18 protein-coding genes are annotated in these 22,552 nt (G+C 58.2%); 11 read left to right on the top strand and 7 right to left on the bottom strand.

What is annotated here, in order from left to right:
* Positions 1 to 34: 34 nt before the first annotated feature.
* The 7 genes from AACT07_RS05175 to AACT07_RS05145 form a co-directional block, all read right to left on the bottom strand.
* Positions 35 to 4,894: an NAD-glutamate dehydrogenase gene (locus AACT07_RS05175; RefSeq protein WP_069526806.1), complete on the bottom strand. Its 4,860-nt coding sequence runs from the start codon at positions 4,892 to 4,894 to the stop codon at positions 35 to 37.
* 278 nt (positions 4,895 to 5,172) lie between these two features.
* Complete coding sequence (locus AACT07_RS05170) at positions 5,173 to 5,394, bottom strand: DUF2835 family protein (RefSeq protein WP_005351919.1); 222 nt, start codon at positions 5,392 to 5,394, stop codon at positions 5,173 to 5,175.
* A gap of 58 nt (positions 5,395 to 5,452) precedes the next feature.
* A complete protein-coding gene (gene pepN, locus AACT07_RS05165) occupies positions 5,453 to 8,077 on the bottom strand; it encodes an aminopeptidase N (RefSeq protein WP_069526805.1) in 2,625 nt (874 codons plus the stop codon).
* A gap of 143 nt (positions 8,078 to 8,220) precedes the next feature.
* A complete protein-coding gene (gene prc, locus AACT07_RS05160) occupies positions 8,221 to 10,236 on the bottom strand; it encodes a carboxy terminal-processing peptidase (protein ID WP_069526804.1) in 2,016 nt (671 codons plus the stop codon).
* Between the two features lie 8 nt (positions 10,237 to 10,244).
* Complete coding sequence (proQ, locus tag AACT07_RS05155; protein ID WP_005351923.1) at positions 10,245 to 10,883, bottom strand: RNA chaperone ProQ; 639 nt, start codon at positions 10,881 to 10,883, stop codon at positions 10,245 to 10,247.
* Positions 10,884 to 10,985: 102 nt separating this feature from the next.
* Positions 10,986 to 11,444, bottom strand: a complete 459-nt coding sequence (locus tag AACT07_RS05150) for a GAF domain-containing protein (RefSeq protein ID WP_069526803.1) — start codon at positions 11,442 to 11,444, stop codon at positions 10,986 to 10,988.
* A 93-nt stretch (positions 11,445 to 11,537) separates the two neighbouring features.
* On the bottom strand, positions 11,538 to 11,999 hold the full coding sequence (locus tag AACT07_RS05145) for a hypothetical protein (RefSeq protein WP_069526882.1): 462 nt from the start codon (positions 11,997 to 11,999) through the stop codon (positions 11,538 to 11,540).
* Between the two features lie 281 nt (positions 12,000 to 12,280).
* Between AACT07_RS05145 and ccoN the strand changes: the two genes are divergently transcribed.
* The 11 genes from ccoN (at position 12,281) to ttcA (ending at position 22,524) form a co-directional block, all read left to right on the top strand.
* Positions 12,281 to 13,705 (top strand): cytochrome-c oxidase, cbb3-type subunit I, encoded by a 1,425-nt coding sequence (gene ccoN / locus AACT07_RS05140; protein ID WP_069526802.1) that lies wholly within the window; start codon positions 12,281 to 12,283, stop codon positions 13,703 to 13,705.
* A 16-nt stretch (positions 13,706 to 13,721) separates the two neighbouring features.
* Positions 13,722 to 14,336: a cytochrome-c oxidase, cbb3-type subunit II gene (gene ccoO, locus AACT07_RS05135; protein ID WP_005336618.1), complete on the top strand. Its 615-nt coding sequence runs from the start codon at positions 13,722 to 13,724 to the stop codon at positions 14,334 to 14,336.
* A gap of 10 nt (positions 14,337 to 14,346) precedes the next feature.
* The gene (locus tag AACT07_RS05130) at positions 14,347 to 14,526 is read left to right on the top strand and encodes a CcoQ/FixQ family Cbb3-type cytochrome c oxidase assembly chaperone (protein ID WP_005336620.1); all 180 of its coding nucleotides are present in this window, start codon (positions 14,347 to 14,349) and stop codon (positions 14,524 to 14,526) included.
* Positions 14,526 to 15,509: a cytochrome-c oxidase, cbb3-type subunit III gene (ccoP, locus tag AACT07_RS05125; RefSeq protein WP_069526801.1), complete on the top strand. Its 984-nt coding sequence runs from the start codon at positions 14,526 to 14,528 to the stop codon at positions 15,507 to 15,509. The genes AACT07_RS05130 and ccoP overlap by 1 nt, the downstream gene beginning before the upstream one ends.
* 140 nt (positions 15,510 to 15,649) lie before the next feature.
* Positions 15,650 to 16,150, top strand: a complete 501-nt coding sequence (locus AACT07_RS05120) for a FixH family protein (RefSeq protein ID WP_069526800.1) — start codon at positions 15,650 to 15,652, stop codon at positions 16,148 to 16,150.
* Between the two features lie 86 nt (positions 16,151 to 16,236).
* The gene (locus tag AACT07_RS05115) at positions 16,237 to 18,621 is read left to right on the top strand and encodes a heavy metal translocating P-type ATPase (protein ID WP_069526799.1); all 2,385 of its coding nucleotides are present in this window, start codon (positions 16,237 to 16,239) and stop codon (positions 18,619 to 18,621) included.
* A gap of 138 nt (positions 18,622 to 18,759) precedes the next feature.
* The gene (ccoS, locus tag AACT07_RS05110; RefSeq protein ID WP_005360558.1) at positions 18,760 to 18,948 is read left to right on the top strand and encodes a cbb3-type cytochrome oxidase assembly protein CcoS; all 189 of its coding nucleotides are present in this window, start codon (positions 18,760 to 18,762) and stop codon (positions 18,946 to 18,948) included.
* Complete coding sequence (locus tag AACT07_RS05105) at positions 18,932 to 19,618, top strand: sulfite exporter TauE/SafE family protein (protein WP_069526798.1); 687 nt, start codon at positions 18,932 to 18,934, stop codon at positions 19,616 to 19,618. Before ccoS ends, AACT07_RS05105 begins: the two co-directional genes overlap by 17 nt.
* Positions 19,619 to 19,686: 68 nt before the next feature.
* Positions 19,687 to 20,442 carry an FNR family transcription factor gene (locus AACT07_RS05100; RefSeq protein WP_005351934.1) on the top strand — a complete coding sequence of 252 codons (756 nt, stop codon included), beginning with the start codon at positions 19,687 to 19,689 and terminating at the stop codon, positions 20,440 to 20,442.
* Positions 20,443 to 20,593: 151 nt separating this feature from the next.
* Positions 20,594 to 21,541, top strand: a complete 948-nt coding sequence (gene uspE / locus AACT07_RS05095) for a universal stress protein UspE (RefSeq protein ID WP_005345417.1) — start codon at positions 20,594 to 20,596, stop codon at positions 21,539 to 21,541.
* A gap of 74 nt (positions 21,542 to 21,615) precedes the next feature.
* Complete coding sequence (gene ttcA, locus AACT07_RS05090) at positions 21,616 to 22,524, top strand: tRNA 2-thiocytidine(32) synthetase TtcA (RefSeq protein ID WP_005336634.1); 909 nt, start codon at positions 21,616 to 21,618, stop codon at positions 22,522 to 22,524.
* Positions 22,525 to 22,552: the final 28 nt, after the last annotated feature.

Below are 22,552 nucleotides of genomic sequence, written 5' to 3'. Positions count from 1 at the left end.
GGTGTAATGTCGGTGTCATGCCTTAATCTGGCAATTAAAGTGCCCGACAATTCAACTGGAGCAGGTTCAACTCTCGCAAGGCCACCGAGAACTTGGCGAACTCGTGAGTACTGGTGGTCTTGAAGTCGGCCAACATGTGGGTCCAACGGGACAAGAGTTGCTCATGCTCCGAAATCCAGTCGGCCAGTATGGTAGCGCATTCTCCCTGATCTTTGCACCCTTCCAGTACCACAGAAGTGAGACTGCGTTGCTGCCAGTCCAGATCTTCGCGGAAGGAGGCTCGCGCCATCGCCTGCCAGTGGTTGCCGACCGGCTGATGGTTGATCTGGTCGAGGAACCAGTGCAGATCCAGTTTGGCTCCGAGGCGATAGTAAACGTTGGCGGCACGCAGGATATCGGTCTTGTGCTCCGCGGCAATCTGCGCCAGATCCAGGCTGGAGAAGAGGCTGCTCATATGGGCGACCTGACGGGCAATGGCTTCAGGCACCTGTTTCTCCATCCACTTGGCAACAGCCTGACGATGCTCGGCCACTTCGCTCTCATCCATCACCTCGTAGAGGTGCTTCCCTAAGGTCTCGAACGCCGGACGGAAGAAGGCGATGTTCTCGCTGATACTCCAGCTGCGATTACGGGCACGCAGGAACCAGCGGGTGGCACGGCGCACGATCCGGCGGCTGTAGAACATCAGCTCGAGCTGAGTCTGGGCATCCACCAGATTGTCGCACCCTTCGATATCGCGCCAAAGCTGGTTCATGCCAAACACCTCGCGGGCCATGGCGAAGCAGCAAGCCACTTCCGCCACCGAGGCACCGGTCTCGTCCTTCATTCGGCTGGCGAAGTTGAGCCCCATGTCGTTGACCAGCATGTTGGCCACCCGGGTAGCGATGATTTCACCGCGTAGCGGGTGATCGGCCAGCTGGGCACCAAACTGCTGCTGCACCTTGGCCGGGAAGCTGGTGACCAGCATGTTGGCGAGGAAGGGCTCGTCGGTCACTTCCGGGCAGTTGAGCTGCTCTTTCAGCACCATCTTGCCGTAAGCCACCAGCACCGCCAGTTCGGGGCGGGTCAGTCCCTGCCCTGCCGCCATCCGCTCGGAAAGCTCCTCATCGGATGGCAGGAACTCCAACGCACGGTCCAGCTTGCCTTCCCGCTCCAGCCCTTGAATAAAGCGCTGCTGCTCTTTAAGTTGTTCAGAGCCGCGGAAGCTGGTGACCGAGATGGACTGGGACTGGCGATAGGCATTGGTGATCACGATCTGCGCCACGTCGTCGGTCATCTCGTAGAGCATCTGGTTACGTTGCTTGAGAGTCAGATCCCCTGCCGCAACCAATTGGTTCAGCAGGATCTTGATGTTCACCTCGTTGTCGGAGCAATCCACACCGCCCACGTTGTCGGTAAAATCGGTATTGATGCGACCGCCCTGACTGGCGTACTCCACCCGACCGAGCTGGGTAAAGCCGAGGTTGCCCCCCTCACCCACAATACGGGCCCGCAGATCGCGACCATTGACCCGCAGAGCATCGTTACTGCGATCCCCGACTTCCCCATCGCTCTCGCGAGCGCTCTTCACGTAGGTGCCGATGCCGCCGTTCCACAGCAGGTCGACATTGAGGCAAAGCAGCGCCTTGATCAGCTCGTTCGGCGCCATGCTGGTCTTGTCGGTGCCGAGCAGTGTCTGCATTTCCGGGCTCAGCTTGATGGACTTGGCCGAGCGCAAGAAAATGCCCCCCCCCTGTGATATCAGCTCGCGGTTGTAGTCATCCCAGCTGGAGCCCGGCAGATCGAACAGGCGCTGGCGTTCGACAAAGCTCTTGGCCGCATCCGGGGTCGGGTCAACGAAGATGTGCATGTGGTTGAACGCGCCCACCAGCCGGGTGTGCTCGGAGAGCAGCATGCCGTTGCCGAACACGTCCCCCGCCATGTCGCCGATCCCGACGCAGGTAAAATCGGTGGTCTGGCAGTTGACGCCAATTTCACGGAAGTGGCGCTTGACCGACTCCCAGGCACCGCGGGCGGTGATGCCCATCTTCTTGTGGTCGTAACCGACCGAGCCGCCGGAAGCGAACGCGTCGCCAAGCCAGTGGCCGTATTCGAGGCTGATCTCGTTGGCAATATCCGAGAAGGTGGCAGTCCCCTTGTCGGCAGCAACCACCAGGTAGTAGTCATCCTCATCGTGGCGTACCACGGATTTGGGCGGGATCACCTCGCCGCCGATAATGTTGTCGGTTACATCGAGCAGGCCGCGGATAAACAGGCGATAACAGGCCTTGCCCTCCTCCTGGATGACGGCACGGGGCGCCCCCACCGGCATCTGCTTGCAGTAGAAACCGCCCTTGGCCCCCACCGGCACGATGACGGTGTTCTTGACCTGCTGGGCTTTCACCAGACCCAGCACTTCGGTGCGGAAGTCCTCTTTTCGATCAGACCAGCGCAGGCCGCCACGGGCCACTTTACCCCAGCGCAAATGTACCCCTTCCACCCGCGGCGAATAGACGAAGATCTCGAATTTCGGCAACGGTAGCGGCATGTCGGTGATGCTGGAGGGAGCCAGTTTGAAGGAGATGTAGGGCTTGATGTTGCCCGCCTTGTCAAGCTGGTAGTAGTTGGTGCGCAGGGTAGCGTCAATCATCTCCACATAGCGGCGGATGATGCGATCGTCATCCAGGTTGGCCACCTGATCCAGCTTGGCGGCCAGCTCCTCGTGCAGCTTGGCGGATGCCTTGGCATCTTGCGATGGCACCTTGGCGTCCTGCTTGCCAGCCGGGTCGAGGCGCTGTTCGAACAGGGTAAACAGCAGCTGGGCGATATCGGGGTAACGGGTCAGGGTCTCTTCGATATAGGACTGGCTGAAGGAGACACCGGTCTGGCGCATGTATTTGGCATAGGCGCGCAGCACCGAGACCTGGCGGCCGGTGAGACCCGCCCCCAACACCAGCCGGTTGAAGCCGTCATCTTCCAGCTGCTTGTTCCAGATGGCGGCAAACGCCTGCTGGAAGCGCTGCTGGCTCTGGGCCAGATCAAAGGGCTGCTCGCCGTGCAGCAGCATGGAGAAGTCGAGGATCCAGAACAGATCACCGCCCGGAGTGCGAACCTGATACGGGGTCTCGCCGATCACCCGCAGTCCCATGTTCTCCAGCATCGGCAACACATCGGATAGGTGAATGGGTTCGGTGCGATGGAAAAGCTTGAGCCGTACCCGACGATCGTTCTCCTCCTCCTGCGCGCGGTAAAACAGCATGCCCAGCGGCTCGGCTTCGCTCAGGTTATCGAGCGCCATGATGTCGGCCACGGCCGAGCCCGGCAGCACATCTTCCTTGTAAGCGCGGGGGAATGCGGTGCTGAAACGGCGACGCAACTCGTTGCCACGGGCCTCGCCATAGTGGGAAAGCAGCACGGAGTCGAGTCTGTCGTCCCAGCTGCGGGCCGCTTCAATCAGGTTGTTCTGTACTTCGTTCACATCCACATCCACGTTGTTGTTATTGACCCGCACTATGTAGTGGGTCCGCGCCAGCACGCCTTCGGTGAAGTAGACGTTGAACTCCACCTCTTCATTGCTGCCAAAATATTTCTGCAAAATTTGCTGGGTCTTGATCCGCAGCGCCGTGTTGTAGCGCTCCTTGGTGACATAGACCATGCAGGAGAAGAAACGACCATAGACATCCCGGCGCACGAACAGCCGCAACATGTCCCGCTCCTGCATCTCCAGCACCCCAAGACCGGTGGCCAGCAGCTCCTCTTCATGGGCCTGGATTAGCTCGTCACGGGGGTAGGTTTCCAATACGTTGAGCAGCGCCTTGTAGGCGTGGGAGCCCTTCTCGTGACCGGAGGCGGCCATGATGCGTTCGAGACGATGGCTGATGAGCGGGATCTGGGTCGCGCTGGTGTTGTAGATGGAAGAGGCGTAGAGGCCGATGAAGCGATCTTCCCCGATCACCTTGCCATGCTCGTCAAAGCGCTTGATGCCGATGTAATCCACATAAGCCGGACGGTGCACCCGGGACTTGCTGTTGGATTTGGTGAGGATCAGCAAGTCAGAACTCAGGGCGGCGTGACGGGCACTGGCCGGCATGTTGCCAAGGCGCTGGCCCACCTCCTTGATGGAGTTTTTCATCAGCCCCAGGCTGGAGCTCGCCTGCGGCAGGATCTCGTGATCCCCCTCCACCGCCTTGACGTCGTAACGACGATACCCCATCAGGGTAAAGTTGTGGGCAGCTACCCATTTGAGGAAGGCAACGCAGGAGGCCACCTCCTCCTTGCTGACCGGGTGCTTGCGCTTGGGCAGTTCGTCGATGATCTCATTGAGCTTGGCCAGCATCGGCTGCCAGTCGCCGACTGCCAGCGCCACTTCACCGGCCACCGAGTTGAGCTCGGCAGCCAGCGCGGCCATCTGCTCCTCGCTGGTGAGGTGATCGATCTCGATAAGGAATGCCGTTTCAACCGAGGTCTGCCCGTCGGTGTTGTCGAGCTCCAGGATGGCGTCAATCTTGCCATCCGCACTACGAATGAGGTGCAGCGGTTGGTGCAGCATCATGTGGGCGGTGATATTGAGTCGCTTGAGCGCCATCCGGATGGAGTCGACCAGGAAGGGGGAGTCCTGCAGGATCACCTCGACGATGGTATGGGGCGATTGCCAGCCGTGACGGGTCAGCTCGGGGTTGTAGACCCGGATGTAGGGATCGGTACCGCTGCGCTGATTGAGGGCATTCCACAGGCTCAGGGCCGCGCCATAGAGATCGCTGTCATTGCGATCGTGCAGGTCGGAGCTCGCCATGTTGCCGTAGAACTTGGCAACGAAGCGCTCGACCAGAGAGGCACTGTTTTTGGGCAACTTCTGATGGATCAGGCTGAGAACGTTTTCGAGCAGAACTGAGGTAGGGGCGTCTTTCAATGCCATTTTTATATTCCTTATCGGACGACATTAACCACCGACGCAGAGGCAACCACCCTGGTTACCCGCTGGTGCAGAGTTGTTGCGAAGTGTAATGGCTTGGCTAAGGGAAGGCGAGGAAAGGTGCTAACGAGATGTTAAAAATAAGGTGCAGATCACGGCTTAAACTGTGAGAAATTTTGCAAATTACCAAAAATACAGAAATTCCCACTACCTTTGTGCCAGTTTGCCGGATAGATAGTGACATAAAGCAGATAAACAGTCGGTAATCTGTTCTATTTTTGTTAATTTATGCGTTCGAGACTGATAAAGCGGTAATCGTCCTGGGTTTTCAGCCGAAAATAGCCATGCACACCATTGATGGCGACAAAGGGGCGTATTTTTTCTATGCCAAGTTCCAGGGTCAATCCTTGTTCGCTGCGCACCACCAGCCGTCTGGCATGGCCCTGATACATCAGCATCACCTCATCGCTATTCAATGAGAGCCGAAAAGTAAACTGCTTCACGCTTGCTCCTGATCACACAATAGAGGCAGGCGCATTCACGCCCCTGCCCCGTCGACACTTACTGCTGCAGCGCCTTGCTGACCTTCTCGAACAGATCCCGCGCCAGCCCTTCAAGGTTGGCAAGACGGGTCAGCTCGGCGCGGATCAGGGCCTTGCGCGCCTCATCCAGTCGCTTGAACTGGATAAGCGGCGTGATGAGGCGGGAGGCCACCTGCGGATTGACCTCGTTGAGCTCGATCAGCAGATCGGTCAGGAAGCGGTAACCGCGACCATCGCGCGCATGGAACTGCACCTGGTTGTTCATGGCAAAGCTGCCCACCAGCGCCCGCAGCCGGTTCGGATTGCGAATGCTGAAGGTGGGGTGCGCCATCGCCTGCTTTACCTCTTCCAGCACGTCTTCTGCCGGCTTGGCACCCACCAGCCGCAGCCAGTTGTCCAGCACCAGTCCGTCCTTGGCCCACTTGCCCTCGAAGTCGGCCAAGAGCTCGGCGCGGCACGGCAGCAGATGACTGTTGGCCACCTGCAGCGCCGCCAGGGTGTCGGTCATGTTGTCGGCGGCCGCATATTGCTGGCGTACCAGCAGATCGGCGCTGCCGGCGTCGAGGGCCGCCAGATAGCCCAGCACGACCCCCTTGAGCGCCCGCTTGGCCATGTCGGCGTGCACCACCTGATAAGCCGGCAGGCGCAAACTCTCGTAGCAGGCCACCAGACGGGCCCCGAAGGCCTGGGCCAGCGAGGTCTGGATCTCGTTGCGCACCTGATGGATGGCGTCGATGTCGGCCACCTCGAACAGCTCGGCTAGGGTCGCCTCACCCGGCAACGCCAGGATCTCCGCCTTGAGGGCCGGATCCAGCTCGCTGTCGTCCAGAATGGCGACGAAGGCGGCCAGCAGGGTTTGGGAGAGCTCAACCCCCTGCCCGTGCTGGACCCGCGCCACCCCGTCGATGACTGCTTTGTTGATCAGCATCTGGGCCGCATCCCAGCGGGCAAACTCGTTGCGGGCATAGCGCATCAGGAAGGCGAGTGCTTCGTCGCTGTAGTCATAGTGCAGCTTGACTGGCGCGGAGAAGTCCCGCAGCAGGGAGGGAACCGGCTTGACCGGCACCCGATCGAATTCGAAGGTCTGCTCCGCTTCCAGCACGTCGAGCACGTTGCCGATGGCCTTGCCCTGATACTGCAGCGCAATGACGGCACCCTGCTCGTCATATAGCTCGATATCGAGGGGGATATGCAGCGGCAGCTTCTGCGGTTGATCCTGGGTCGGTGGGGTGTGCTGGCTCACATGGAGGCGATAGATACCGCTGGCGGCATCATACTCGTCGGTCACGGTCAGCTCGGGGGTGCCGGACTGGCTGTACCAGCGGCGGAAACGACCGAGATCGACACCGGACGCATCCTCCATCGCCTGCACGAAATCATCGCAAGTAGCGGCCGAGCCGTCGTGACGCTCGAAGTAGAGACGCATACCAGCCTGGAAGGCATCTTCCCCCAGCAGGGTGTGCATCATGCGGATCACTTCCGACCCCTTCTCGTAGACGGTGAGGGTGTAGAAGTTGTTCATCTCGATCACCACATCCGGGCGGATCGGGTGTGCCATGGGGCCGGCATCTTCCGCAAACTGCGGGCCGCGGACGGTACGCACGTTGTTGATGCGGTTGACGCCACGGGAGCCGAGATCGGAGGAGAACTCCTGATCCCGGAACACTGTCAGCCCCTCTTTCAGACTGAGCTGGAACCAGTCACGACAGGTGACGCGGTTGCCGGTCCAGTTGTGGAAATATTCGTGACCGATCACCCGTTCGATACCGTGGTAGTCGCTGTCGGTGGCGGTGGCCGGATTGGCCAGCACGAACTTGGAGTTGAAGATGTTGAGCCCCTTGTTCTCCATGGCGCCCATGTTGAAGAAGTCCACCGCGACGATCATGTAGATGTCGAGGTCATACTCGAGGCCAAAACGCTGTTCGTCCCAGCGCATGGAGTTGATGAGGCTCTCCATGGCAAAACCGGCGCGATCCAGGTTGCCCTTGTCGACGAAGATCTCGAGGGCCACCTTGCGACCGCTCTTGGTGGTGTAGTGGCTGCGCTCCACATCGAAATCACCGGCCACCAGGGCAAACAGGTAGCTCGGTTTGGGGAAAGGATCCTGCCACTGCACGAAGTGACGGCCGCCATCCAGATCACCGCTGTCGACCTTGTTGCCGTTGGAGAGCAGGAAGGGGAACTGGGCTTTGTCGGCGGTAATGCGGGTGCTGTAGCGCGCCAGAATGTCGGGGCGGTCCAGATAATAGGTAATACGGCGAAAACCCTCCGCTTCACACTGGGTGCAGTAGGCATCGCCAGACTTGTAAAGCCCTTCCAGCGCGGTATTGGCGGCCGGATCCAGCAGGGTGACAATGGTCAGTACACATTCGGCAGGCAGGTTGAACAGGGTCAGACTGCTCTCGCCTTGCTCGTAGTGGTCACAGGGAATGCCATCAATGGCAACGCTCTTGAGAGTCAGCTGTTCACCATCGAGGACGAGCGGCGCATTGTGCTCGCCGTTGCGGCGAATGCGAGTGATGGCGGTGACCTGGGTCAGCGGCTCCTGCAGTTGGAAATCGAGGTCTATGGTGTCGATCCAGTAGAGCGGCGCCTGATAATCCTGGCGATATTTGGCCGTCATGGCCTGGGAGTGATCGGTCATTATTGTCTGCTTCCACGCTTGTTAAAGGCGAGAAAGAGGCTGTCACAACCAACTGGCGGGGTCAAACAATTTGCATTACGTCAGATACGCCAGACAAAAAGAAAGGGCGACCGCAGTCGCCCTTGTGCATTGGGATAACCTTGTCAGCTGCGCTTGCTGACCTTGGCCAGATCCGCCGTGATATTGGCCGCTTCGATGAGATACTCATCGGGCGCTTCAAAATCAGCGGGCAGTTCATCCAGGCTCTTCACCGCCGGCTTGCCAAGACGTGCCAGACGCTCGTTGGTACGTTTGAGCGCTTTCTCATCCTGTTTCGCCTGCTCTGCAACACGCTCCGCCTCGTTGAGGGAGACCGACTTCTTGTCTTTCTCCTCCTTGTAGTCGGCGATGTCCTGCATCACATAGGCAAACTCGGGATCCCTGGCGATCCGGGCATCGTGAGCTGCCTGCAACTTGGGCAGTACACTGGCGAAGTTGCCGAGTCTCTCGTAGTTGGCGGAGGCAATCTTGTCCCACGGCAACGCATTGAACTCACGGCTTTCGCCCGTCTCTTCCGGAGCAACCGGTGTCGGGAAGCTGATATCCGGCGCAACGCCCTTGTTCTGGGTGCTGCCACCGTCGATCCGGTAGAACTTGGCGATGGTGTACTGCACGTGACCCAGCGGCTGCTCGTAGAAGTCATAGACCTTGGCGAGGCTGCGATGCTGCTGCACCGTCCCCTTGCCGAACGAGTTTTCACCCAGGATCAGGGCGCGGCCATAATCCTGCATGGCGGCAGCGAAGATCTCGGAGGCCGAGGCACTGTAGCGGTCGATCATCACCGACATGGGGCCGCCGTAGTAAACGTTGCCATCATCATCACCATTGACCGTGATACGGCCCATGTGATCACGAATTTGCACCACGGGACCGCTGGCAAAGAAGAGACCGCTCAGGGCGGAGGCTTCGGTCAGGGCGCCACCGCCGTTACCGCGCAGATCGATGATCAGACCATCGATCTTCTGCTTGTTCAGGCTGGAGAGCTCCTTGATCACGTCATCGTGCAGATTGACGTAGAAACTCGGGATCTCGATGACGCCAATCTTCTTGCCTTCGGCGTTAATCACCTTGGACTTGGCGGCCCGGTCTTCAAGGCGCACCTTGTCGCGGGTCAGCTCGATCTGCTCGGTCTTGGCGGTTGCGCCCTTGCCGCGCTGGATCTCCAGCTTGACCTTGCTCCCCTTGGGTCCCTTGATGAGCTCGACCACGTCATCAAGACGCCAGCCGATCACATCGACAATCTTGCCATCTTCCTGCCCTACCCCGGTGATCTTGTCATCGGGCTTGAGGTGGTTGGATTTGGCAGCCGGGCCACCGGGTACCAGCGAACGGATGACGGTAAAGTCATCTTCCGCCTGCAACACGGCACCAATCCCCTCCAGCGAGAGGTTCATCTCGGTGTTGAAACGATCGGCACTGCGCGGTGAGAGGTAACTGGTGTGCGGTTCGATGGCGCGAGCGAAGGAGTTCATGAAGAGCTGGAAGACATCCTCGCTCTCGGTCTGGGACATCCGCTTGATGGCGTTGTTGTAACGCTTGCCAAGCAGCTCCTTGATCTCGGGCCACTCCTTGCCGCTGAGCTTGAGACTCAGGGCATCAAACTTGACCCGCTGACGCCACAGCTCGTTGAGCTCTGCTTCATCTTTGGGCCAAGCCGCCCCTTCCCGATCAAACACATAGTTGTCGGTCTGGGTAAAATCGAAAGGAGTATCAAGCAGTTTGAGGGCGTATTCGAACCGCTCATAACGCCGCTGCTGACTCAGGTTGAACATCTCGTAGGCGGGAGCCAGACGGCCTCTTTCGAGGTCGGTGTCAAAACCGTTACGGTACTTTTCAAAACGGCTGATATCAGAGGCCAAAAACAGGTTGCGGCTGTAATCCAGATTCTCCAGATATTTATCGAAAATCACGGAGGAAAAGGCATCGTCCAGCTTGAACTGTTTGTAGTGCGAGCGGGTAAACAGATTGGTAATTCGCTTGCTGGCCGTAGCATGTTGGCTCTCTTGAGCCAACACAGGCAAATCACTCTCCTTGAGCACCGGCTCGATGGCCTGTGCAAGCCCGGCAAGCGCCAGGCTACAGGCAACGAGGGAAAAACGAATTACGCCATGCTTCAACATTTGTCTCCTTAGAGAACCAAGTGCTCTGATTTGACCCGCACCATCATGCCGGTCTGCAGTTGGACCTGTACATCGTCCTTGGTTACTTCCTTGATGGTTGCCGGAACCGGGAATTTACCCATAACGACGCGCACATCCTGGCCCACTTTCAGCGTAGCGGCATCCACTTTAACCAGCGGAGCGTCAGCGACCGGTGCCTTGGCGGCAGCTTTCGGCTTGGCAGCTACATCAGCTTTCTCGGTTTTGCGCACAGCAGGACGACGGGGCTTCTTGGCCTTCTCATCCTTCTCTTTGGTATTGGTACGACGGCTGGCGAATACGCGCTCTTTGCTCTCTTTCAGAGCTTGCTTGGCGTGCTCGATGTGCTCTTCGGTCAGCAGCTCGCCCGGGTTGCCATCCAGATCAACGCGAGCCTGGCCAGCTTTGAGACCGTGCAGGTAGCGCCAGCTGGAGGTGTATTGACGCAGTGCGGAACGCAGCATGGTCTTGGAGACTCTGGCATCGTCAGCAAGACGCTCGGCCAAATCCTGGAAGATGCCAATCTTGAGCGGCTTGGCCTCTCCTTCAGCAACGAAGCAGGCCGGGAATTTCTCGACCAGGTAGGCAACGATCTCTTTACTGTTCTTCAGCTTCTCAGTGTTTTCCATGTATAACCTTGGCTTTCATATAAACGCACGGGCACGTCCCGAGCACAACAAAGGCCCCATTATAGAGAGCTTGGGGCCTTTTGCGAACCATCTAGCAATGACTTAGAGCATGCTTTCCAAAATTTGCACCGTTTCTTCGAGGCCAATCCGGTCTTGCTGGTCGAAACGGTTAAAAATCGGACTGTCGATATCGAGTACCCCGATGATCTCGCCACCACGGCGCACCGGGATCACGATTTCCGAGTTGCTCGCGCCATCACAAGCGATGTGACCATCGAACTGGTGGACATCGTCAATGAGCTGGGTTTCCCCCTCTGCCACTGCCGTACCACACACCCCACGGCCGACCGGGATCCGTACGCAAGCCGGTTTGCCCTGAAATGGCCCCAATACCAGGGTCTCGCCCTGCAACAGATAAAAACCGACCCAGTTGATCTCCTCCAGCTCCTGATTAAGCAGTGCGGAGAGGTTGGCCAGATTGGCAATCAGATCGGTTTCCCCCTCCAGCAGCGCCTTGGCCTGCTGGTTGAGGGTGCGATAAAACGGTTGTTTTTCAATCATGATTAAATGAACTTCACTCCCTGATGGTTTGGGGAAGGTAACGCCTGGCCGGGAAATTTCAAATATTTTTTCCACTCCCCACCTCTTGCGCCGTTATTCCCGGGCAACGGAAAGCGCCAATTGCTGGCGTTGACCATTACTCCACTCGATATTTAACAACCAGATCATGACGGGTGATGTACAGCTCCCCACCTGGGTTACCCCCTGCCACTGTCCGTCTATTTCTTCAAAGCTCACCGGAATGGTGCCCATAAACATATCTTTGCCTTCGAGTGTCGCTTTCACCGGTTTGATGGCCGGATCGCCGCCGCTAATAGCGATGGCAAAGTCATGTTCGGCGCGCAGCGGTAATTCCTTGATGGCGACCGTCAGCGACTTGTCACCAATCAGCGCGCTGCAAGGGGTGTGGGAAAGATCACAAATCTGATCTTTTTTCTGGTCAGCAGAGACGCTGTTATCGGCCGAAAACCAGGTGCGATAGGCCATCAGCGCCAATAACAGCGCCAATACCAGTACGAGGTGCAAAACTTTACGTGCGGTAAGTCTCTCTTTCATCAAAAACAGCCCGATTAAGATGCAATTAAAATAGTTTTTTGTGATCTCGAACAAGGTAAAAAACTGCCATATCGAGACCGGACGGAGCCAAATATATCACTGTTTATACTGTTATTTTACCTGTCACTTCAGTATCATTCCCATGCAGTTTTCATTTAGCCATCTTTTGCTTTTCCTTTCGTTAACAGATGTTAACAACTGGTCGGCGGTGGCTGATGAAGCCAGTCCGGTCCTCCGGATACAAAACCAAACAACAGCAGCATCGGAAGCGGAATATAACGATGAGCCATACAACTAACCATCCTGAGTACAACTACACCGTTGTTCGCCAGTTTACCGTCATGACGATTGTCTGGGGAATTGTCGGCATGTCGGTTGGCGTACTGATCGCAGCCCAGTTGATCTGGCCTGCCCTCAACTTCGAGACCCCGTGGCTGACTTACAGTCGTCTGCGGCCCCTCCATACCAACGCAGTGATCTTCGCCTTCGGCGTCAGTGCACTGATGGCCACCTCCTTCTACGTGGTGCAGCGCACCTGTCAAACCAGACTGTTTGGTGGCCCGCTGGCAACCTTCGTCTTCTGGGGCTGGCAAGCAATCATCCTCTCTGCCGCCATCTCTCTGCCGCTGGGTTACACCTCCGCCAAAGAGTATGCCGAGCTGGAGTGGCCGATTGATATCGCCATCACTGTGGTATGGGTCGCCTATGCCATCGTCTTCTTCGGCACCCTGATGAAGCGCACCACCTCCCACATCTATGTGGCGAACTGGTTCTTCGGCGCCTTCATCATCACCGTTGCGGTGCTGCACATTGTCAACAACATGGAAGTGCCGCTCTCCGGCATGAAGTCCTACTCCATGTACTCTGGCGCCATGGACGCCATGGTGCAGTGGTGGTATGGCCACAACGCGGTAGGCTTCCTGCTGACCGCCGGCTTCCTGGGGATGATGTACTACTTCGTGCCCAAGCAGGCCGGTCGTCCGGTTTACTCCTATCGCCTCTCAATCGTGCACTTCTGGGCGCTGATCTCCCTCTATATCTGGGCCGGTCCGCACCACCTGCACTACACCGCACTGCCTGACTGGGCACAGTCCCTCGGCATGGTGATGTCCCTGATCCTGTTTGTCCCCTCCTGGGGCGGCATGATCAACGGCATCATGACCCTCTCCGGTGCCTGGCACAAACTGCGTTATGACCCCATCCTGCGCTTCCTGATCGTCTCTCTCTCTTTCTACGGCATGTCGACCTTCGAAGGCCCGATGATGGCGATCAAAACCGTCAACGCCCTCTCCCACTACACCGACTGGACCGTCGGTCACGTGCACTCCGGTGCGCTGGGTTGGGTTGCCATGGTCTCCATCGGTGCTGTCTATCACCTGATCCCGAACCTGTTCGGCCAGGGCCGGATGTACAGCGTCAAGCTGATCAACGTTCACTTCTGGCTGGCGACCGTGGGCACCGTGCTCTACATCGTTGCCATGTGGATTTCCGGCGTGATGCAGGGCCTGATGTGGCGTGCAGTCAACGAAGACGGCACCCTGACCTACAGCTTCGTTGAAGCGCTGCAGGCATCCTATCCCTTCTATTTCGTGCGCTTCCTGGGTGGCTGCTTCTTCGTCACCGGCATGTTGCTGATGGCTTACAACGCCTATCGCACCATCACTGCGCCCAAATGTTCTCTGGAACCTGTCGCCCAGCCAGCATGATTGAAGAGGTCACCCCATGAGCAACAATAACCGTCACGAAATATTTGAAAAAAGCGTTCCCATGCTGGTGGTCGGCATCATCTTCGCCATCAGTCTGGGGGGCCTGGTTGAAATCACCCCGCTGTTCTTCCAGAAGCAGACCACCGAGCCGGTGGAGGGCCTCAAGCCCTACACCGCTCTGCAGATGGAAGGACGCGACATCTTCATTCGCGAAGGCTGCACCAACTGCCACAGCCAGATGATCCGTCCGTTCCGTGCCGAAACCGAGCGTTACGGTCACTACTCGGTCGCAGGCGAGAGCGTCTGGGAGCACCCCTTCCTGTGGGGCTCCAAGCGTACTGGTCCGGATCTGGCCCGTGTTGGTGGCCGCTACTCCGACGAGTGGCACAAGGTTCACCTGATCAACCCGCGCGATGTGGTGCCGGAATCCAACATGCCAGCCTACCCCTGGCTTGATACCAATGTGCTGACCGGTGAGATGACGGCCAAGAAGCTGGCGCTGTTCCGCGATCACTTCGGTGTGCCCTATACCGACGCCGATATTCAGGGTGCTGGCGAAGCCGTCAAGGGCAAAACCGAGCTGGATGCGCTGGTGGCCTATCTGCAATCACTGGGTCATGCCCTGAAATAAGGAGGCGAAAATGGACTACGGCACATTTCGCGGTCTGTATACCCTGCTGTTGATGGCCATCATGATTGGCATCATCGTCTGGGCCTACAGCAAACGCCGCAAGACCTCTTTCGACGAGGCTGCCAATCTGGTTTTTGCCGATGATGAGCAACCCGGTGCTGATAAAAAGAACGCAGGAGCGAAACAATAATGAGCACTCTGTTTAGCATTTTTGTGACTGTCATCAGTCTGGGAACCATCCTCGGCTGCTTCTTGCTGCTGATGTGGTGCCGCAAGGACAAGATGGGTGTGGAAGAAGGCAAATCGATGGGTCACTCCTTCGATGGCATTGAGGAGATCAACAACCCGCTGCCGAAGTGGTGGACTTACATGTTCCTCTTCTTCATCGTCACCGGTCTGCTCTATCTGGTCGCCTTCCCGGGGCTTGGCAACTTCAAAGGCCTGCTGGGCTGGCAAAGTTCCAACCAGGACGTGCGCTCGCTTGCCGAGTCCAAGGCTGCAACCGAATCGGCCAAGGCCGAAGGTCGCGCGGTGGAGTACGACCGCGAGGTCGCCAAGGCTGACGAGATCTACGGCGCCAAGTTCCGTGAACTCACCTATGAAGCGGATGGCAAAACCTATCGTGCCATCACCGAGATCGCCAAGGATCCGGAAGCCCTGAAAGTGGGTCAGCGTCTGTTCCTGCAGAACTGCTCCCAGTGCCACGGATCCGATGCCCGTGGTGGTCGCGGTTTCCCGAACCTGACCGACAGCGAATGGCAATGGGGCGGCCAGCCTGATCAAATCAAGACCACCATCATGGGCGGTCGTCAGGGGATCATGGCTGCCTGGGGTGAAATCCTCGGCAAAGATGGCGTTCAGGAAGTGGCCTCGTATGTGTTGAGCCTCTCCGGTCGCAAGGTCGACCTGGTGGAAGCGAAGAAAGGTGAAGCACGCTTTGCCATCTGCGCTGCCTGCCACGGGGCCGATGCCAAGGGCGGTGTTGCCGTCGGTGCGCCAGATCTGACCAACAACACCTGGCTCTACGGTGGCTCCCGCGAAGTGGTGGTACAGACCATCACCCACGGTCGTCACGGTGTGATGCCAGCCTGGAAAGACATTCTGGGTGAGGACAAGGTTCACCTGCTGGCCTCCTACGTTTACAGCCTGTCTCATCAACAGTCTGCCAAATAAGGTTCGCCCGTAACGTTGTAACATGTGATAAACACGTGATTACACAGCAAAAAGCCTCGACTCCTCGAGGCTTTTTGTTATCTTGTGTTGCGTAAAAACCATCTTCCACGTTAATCATTCGTTTCATGGCAGTAGCAATCATGACCCAACCTCTATCCAAACCGTGGTATCGCCAATTCTGGCCCTGGTTTATCATCGCCCTCCCCACTGCCGCCGTTGTCGGCAGCATCGCCACCGCCATCATCGCCAGCAAGGATGGGGTCAATCTGGTGGCCGAGGACTATTACAAACAAGGGAAAGAGATCAATCAGGACTTGAGCAAGTTTGACCGCTCCGAAGCGCTCAATATCCGCTTTGGGCTGGAGGTTGACGGCAACGAGCTGACCCTCAAACCCATCTGCGGTGACATTCCTGCCGGGCAAGCTCTCTATCTCTCATTGTTCCACCCGACCTTGGCCGGTCAGGACAGCGAACACATGATCACCGCCGATGCGAGCGGCACCTATCGCCTCCATTTTGACAAGCCGCTGGTCGGCAAGTGGCACATTCGGGTCGATGCCTTTGACCACGAGTGGCGATTGCAAGAGACCGTCCAGCTGCCCACCCTGGCCCCTGTCGAACTCGACCCGAAAGGACGCTAAGCCATGACCGGCTGTTCTCACTGTGGCGAGCCGGTGCTCGCCACCGCCCTTGCTGCTTGCATTCTGCATTCAGGGAGGCATAACGCATGACCCCCTGCTTTCACTGTGGCGAGCCGGTACCCGCCAATAGCGGCTATTCCCTCGAGATAAAGGGGATTGTTCGCCCCATGTGCTGCCCCGGTTGTCAGGCTGTGGCAGAAACCATCATGGAGTGCGGCCTTGCCAGTTACTACGATCACCGCACCGCCCCCGGTACCAAGGGGGATCTGGTACCCGAGGAGCTGGCCGCCCTCACCCACTACGATCTGGCAGAAGTGCAACAGGATTTTGTCACCGACAGCGGTACCCTTCGCGAAATCCAGCTGACAGTTGAAGGGCTCACCTGCGCCGCCTGTGCCTGGCTTATCGAGCGCCACCTGATGACCCTTGGCGGCCTGCGCTACATCAACGTCAACACCACCACCCACCGGGCCCGTATCAAGTGGGATCCAGACCAGCTCTCCCTGAGTGACATCCTCAAGGGATTTGCCCAGATCGGCTATCGCGCCTATCCGTTCCAGACCCATCAACAGGAGGCGCTCTACGCCAAAGAGGTGCGCAGCTATATGTTCCGGCTGGCACTGGCAGGGCTTGGTTCAATGCAGGTGATGATGTGCGCCGTGGCCCTCTACATGGATCTCTTCATCAGCGTTGAAGATGAGTTCATGGTCTACTTCAAGTGGATAAGCCTGCTGCTCTCCACCCCCATCATGATCTACTCGGCCCAACCCTTTTACGTGGGTGCCTGGCGCAGCCTGAAACAGGGTCACCTGTCGATGGATGTGTCGGTGTCGCTGGCGCTGATCGGTGCCTTTATCGCCTCCATGTGGGCCACTGTGTTCAATACCGGTGAGGTCTATTACGACTCCATCACCATGTTCGTCTTCTTCCTGCTGCTGGGGCGCTTTCTCGAGTTGCGGGCCCGGCGCAAGGCGTCGGAGTCGAGCTCCAACCTGGCGCGACTGGTGCCCATTATGGCGACCCGCATCGATGATGAAGGAGAGCATGAGGTAGCGGCCAAGACCTTGCAGGTCGGCGATCGGGTACGTGTGCTGGCTGGAGCCACCTTGCCGGCGGACGGCATCATTGTCGAAGGACAAGCCAGCCTCAACGAATCCATGCTGACCGGTGAACAGCTGCCCCTGCTCAAACAGCCCGGTGATCAGGTCTATGCAGGTACCATCAACACGGATGCGCCGCTGCAGATCCGGGTCAGCCACCGTATCGAAGAGTCGCGGATCGCCCAGATCATGCGGCTGCATGATCACGCCCTCGACGACAAACCGGCCATCGCCCAGATGGCGGATCAGCTGTCACGCCACTTTATTCTGGTGCTGCTGATCATTGCCGCCGCGGTCTGGACTTTCTGGCACTTCCATCAACCGGATCAGGCGTTCTGGGTCACTCTCGCCGTGCTGGTTGCCACCTGCCCCTGTGCCCTGTCGCTGGCTACCCCGACGGCGCTGACCTCGGCCACCGCCAATCTGACCCGCAACGGCATTCTGCTGCGCCGTGGTCATGTGCTGGACGTGCTGACCAAGGCCAACCGGATCGTGATGGACAAGACTGGCACCCTGACCACAGGGGAAATCAGCCTGACCGGCACCACCACCTTGGCAGACGTGGACGAGGCGCACTGCCTTGCCATCGCCCGGGCCATGGAGGCGCAATCCGAACACCCCATAGCTCGCGCCTTCCGGCTGCCTGCCGACAGCATCGCCGTGTTGCCATCCGCTCGCGAGATCACCCCGGTCATCGGTCACGGCATCACGGCGCTGGTGGATGGCGTACACTACCGCATCGGCAGTGCCCGCTGGCTTGGGCTGGATCCGGCGCAAGAACGCGGCCGCGGTCTGGCTATCTATCTGGCCGACGAGCAGCAGGTCTTGGCCCGCTTCAATCTGGAAGATACCCTGCGCCCCGATGCCAAGGCGCTGATCGCGGCATTCAGGGCAGCCGGTCTGCAAACCACTGTGCTGACTGGCGACAGCTCCCTGCAGGCCGACGAGATTGCCCGCGAGCTGGGAGTGGATGAGCTGGTCAAGGGGGTCTCACCCGATGGCAAGCTGGCCTACCTCAAGGCCCGGGAAGCCCAAGGGGATATCAGCATCATGGTGGGCGATGGCATCAACGACGCCCCGGTACTGGCCGGGGCGCACGCCTCGTTTGCCATGGCTGGTGGCACCGATCTGGCGAAAAACAGCGCCGATGCCATCCTGCTGGCCGATGACCTGAGTCGACTGCTCGAGGCCAGAGTGCTGGCAATGCGTACCCGCAAGATCATCATCGAGAACTTCGCCTGGTCCATCGGCTACAACCTGCTGGTGTTGCCGCTGGCGGCCTACGGCTGGCTGCCCCCCTATCTGGCGGCGGCGGGCATGTCGCTCAGCTCGCTCATCGTGGTGACCAACTCCATGCGTCTCAACCGATGAGGCTGGTGGTGAAAAATAGCTGAAAGTGTGGCCTGCCTCCGATGCAGGCCACATTTCTCACTGATAGCGGCTGGCCCCCTGCCCGAACAGGGTTACCATAGGGAACGCTTGCCAAGGATGAACGCCAAGGTACCTCTCATGAATATAATTTTTGTCCTGATCCCCATCGCCATCCTGTTTGTGATCATCGCCGGGGTCGTCTTCTTCTGGGCCATTCGCTCCGAGCAGTTTGAAGATCTCGACCGGCAGGGTTCCAACATCCTGTTTGACGAAGAGCAACCCACCCACAAACCCGCAAAGCCTGCTGACCATGACCCACAACCTTGATCTGGCCGGGGCCCTGCTGGTCGGACTGGCAGGCTCCGCCCACTGCATCGGCATGTGTGGGGGGGTCTCCGCCGCGCTCTCCATGGCAATCCCCGCCAACAAGCAGCATTTTTGGGGACGACTCGGATATCTGCTCAACTACAACCTCGGCCGGATCCTGAGCTATGTGATTGCAGGTGCACTGGTGGGCGGCCTGCTCGCCACCACCAGCGAGCTGGGCGCAGGCAAACACGCTATTGCCGGCTTGCGTCTCGTGGCAGCTCTATTGATGATTGCGCTTGGTCTCTATCTGGCGGGCTGGTGGCAAGGGATCCTGCTGCTGGAGCGGCTCGGTGCCAGACTTTGGCCCCGTATCAAACCGCTGGCGGGCAAATTTATCCCCTTCACCTCACCTGTGCAGGCACTGCCCTTTGGCATGGTGTGGGGCTGGCTCCCCTGCGGGTTGGTCTACTCCATGCTGACCTGGAGCGCGGCGGCCGGTTCGGCCAGTGGCGGGGCACTCATCATGCTCTTTTTTGGTCTCGGCACCCTGCCCACCCTGTTTGCGTTGGGCGGGCTCGCCGATCGCCTGAGATACTGGCTCACCCTGCGCAGTTTGCGCCTTGGCGGTGCCCTGCTGCTCATTTTGTTCGGGGTACATACCTTCTGGATTGGCATTGCTTCCTTTTGAAACCCTATCCAAAACGGATGAGTTGATGGTAAACTTGTTTGATATAAATCAATTATTCGTATGAGCCTATGATCCCGGAAAAGAAACCTGGCAGACGTATCCAGAGCGGTGGCTGTGCAATTCATTGCCAGGATTGCAGCATCAGTCAGCTCTGTATTCCCTTCACTCTGAACGACAACGAGCTTGATCAGCTGGACAGCATCATCGAGCGCAAGAAGCCGATCCAGAAGGGTGAAGAGCTGTTCAAGGCTGGCGATGAGTTCAAATCGCTCTATGCCATCCGTTCCGGGACCATCAAGTCTTACACCATCACCGAGCAAGGGGATGAGCAGATCACTGCGTTCCACCTCGCTGGCGATCTGGTCGGGTTTGATGCCATCAACAAGCAGGCCCACCCCTCCTTCGCCCAGGCGCTGGAAACGGCCATGGTGTGCGAGATCCCCTTTGAAGTGCTGGATGATCTCTCCGGCAAGATGCCCAAACTGCGCCAGCAGATCATGCGTCTGATGAGCAGCGAAATCATGGGCGATCAGGAGATGATCCTGCTGCTCTCCAAGAAGAATGCTGAAGAGCGCCTCGCCGCCTTCTTGCACAATCTGTCGGTACGCTTCTCCGAGCGCGGTTTCTCCGCCAAGGAGTTCCGTCTCTCCATGACCCGTGGTGACATTGGCAACTATCTGGGTCTGACTGTCGAGACTATCAGTCGTCTGCTCGGCCGTTTCCAGAAGTCCGGTCTCATCAGCGTCAAAGGCAAATACATTACCGTGCTGGATCAGGTCGCGCTGGGCATGATGGCCGGTGCCACTCGCCCGCCCTGCGGCTGATTTTTCCGCTTACCCTCTCGCTTTTCTCCTGCTTTCCCTGCCGGATCCTTTCCTCTGGAATGTGATCCGGTACGTTCCCCATACCCTCCTCCTGCGCTAAGCTGTAATGGCTAAGATTCTGCTGTCATTGGACTTTTCCAAGGAGGAGAAGATGGTCAAATATCAGAATATTCTGGTGGTTATCAATCCAGAAGAGGAGCGTCAAATCGCCCTCGAACGGGCAGTCAAAGTCGCCGAGCTGGACGAAAACGCCCATCTGACCCTGCTGCTCACCATCTATGACTTCTCGTATGAAATGACCGCCATGCTCTCGGTGGACGAGCGGCAAGAGATGCGTGATGGCGTCATTTCACAGCGACGTGAGTGGCTGGACGAGATCCTGACCCCCTATCGGGCACAGGGGATCGAATGCGAAGTGAAGGTGGTCTGGCACAATCGTCCCTTCGAGTGCGTCATTCAGGAAGTGCTGGAGCAGCGCCACGATCTGGTAGTCAAAGCCACTCACCATCACAGCTTCCTGCAAACCTTCATCTTTACCCCCACCGACTGGCACCTGCTGCGCAAATGCCCCTGTCCGGTGCTGCTGGTCAAGGAGGGTCACTGGCAACGGGGCGGCAACATCATCGCCGCCATCAACTGCTCAAGTGACGATCCGGATCAGAAACTGCTCAACGAACGGATCACCCAGGAGGGGAGCGACATCGCCGAGCTGCTGGGCTCCAACCTCTATCTGGTCAACACCTACCCGGGCACTCCGGTCAACGTGGCCATCGAGCTGCCAGAGTTTGACCCCAACGCCTACAACGAAGCGATCCGCAAACATCACGAAAGCCTGCTGCTCAGCCATGCCGACAAGTTCGGGATCGGTCATCTCTGGACCCGGGTAGCAGAGGGGCTACCGGAAGAGGTGCTGCCGGATATGGCCGAAGAGCTCAAGGCGACCCTGATGATCATGGGTTGCGTCGGCCGTACCGGGCTTTCTGCAGCTTTGCTCGGCAATACTGCCGAACATGTGATTGACCGCCTCTCCTGCGACATCCTGATCCTCAAACCGGCGGACTACAGCTGCCCGGTCGACAGTCGTCGCAATCAATCATAAGGTGCCTGGCACCTTGCCCTCCCCCGGGACATGGCTATAATAACGCGCTTATTTGTGTCCCGGGTTTTACGAGCATGCTAGAAGAGCTGAACGCCAAAGAAAAATACAGTTTTAACAAACTGCAGAAGCGCCTGCGGCGCAACGTGGGTCAGGCCATTGCCGACTTCAACATGATTGAAGAGGGCGACAAGGTCATGGTCTGCCTCTCCGGCGGCAAGGACAGCTTCGGTATGCTCGACATACTGATGAGCCTCAAAGCCAGCGCCCCCATCCATTTCGATCTGGTTGCCGTCAACCTGGATCAGAAGCAGCCCGGCTTCCCCGAGCATGTGCTGCCCGAGTATCTGGATTCCCTCGGCATCGAGTACAAGATCGTCGAGGAAGATACCTACTCCATCGTCAAGGAGAAGGTACCGGAAGGCAAAACCACCTGCTCCCTCTGCTCACGGCTGCGCCGCGGTATTCTCTACCGCACCGCCCAGGAGCTGGGTTGCACCAAGATTGCCCTTGGCCACCACCGCGATGACATCCTCGAGACCCTGTTCCTCAACATGTTCTACGGTGGCAAGCTCAAGTCCATGCCGCCCAAGCTGGTGAGCGACGATGGCAAGAACGTGGTGATCCGCCCGCTAGCCTATTGCAAAGAGAAGGATCTGATCCGCTACGCCGACGTCAAAGCCTTCCCCATCATTCCGTGCAACCTGTGCGGCTCGCAGGAGAACCTGCAGCGTCAGGCCATCAAGCAGATGATGCAGGATTGGGATCGCCGCTTCCCCGGTCGTATCGAAACCATGTTCACCGCCATTCAGGACGTGATCCCGAGCCACCTGCTCGACCACAAGCTGTTTGACTTCAAGAGCATCAATCGCGACTCCGGCATCATCGATGGTGGCGACAAGGCGTTTGATCCGCCCGAGATGCCAAAGGCGCCGCTGCTGGACATCGACGAGATGGACATGCTGGATGTGATTGAAGTGCGCTAAGCCGCGCTCACAGGGCAAACGCCACTGT

The organism is Aeromonas sp. ANP5, assembly GCF_963870295.1.
In the GTDB taxonomy this organism is placed as follows: Bacteria; Pseudomonadota; Gammaproteobacteria; order Enterobacterales; family Aeromonadaceae; genus Aeromonas; species Aeromonas veronii.
This window is presented reverse-complemented; position numbering and strand designations above follow the sequence as displayed.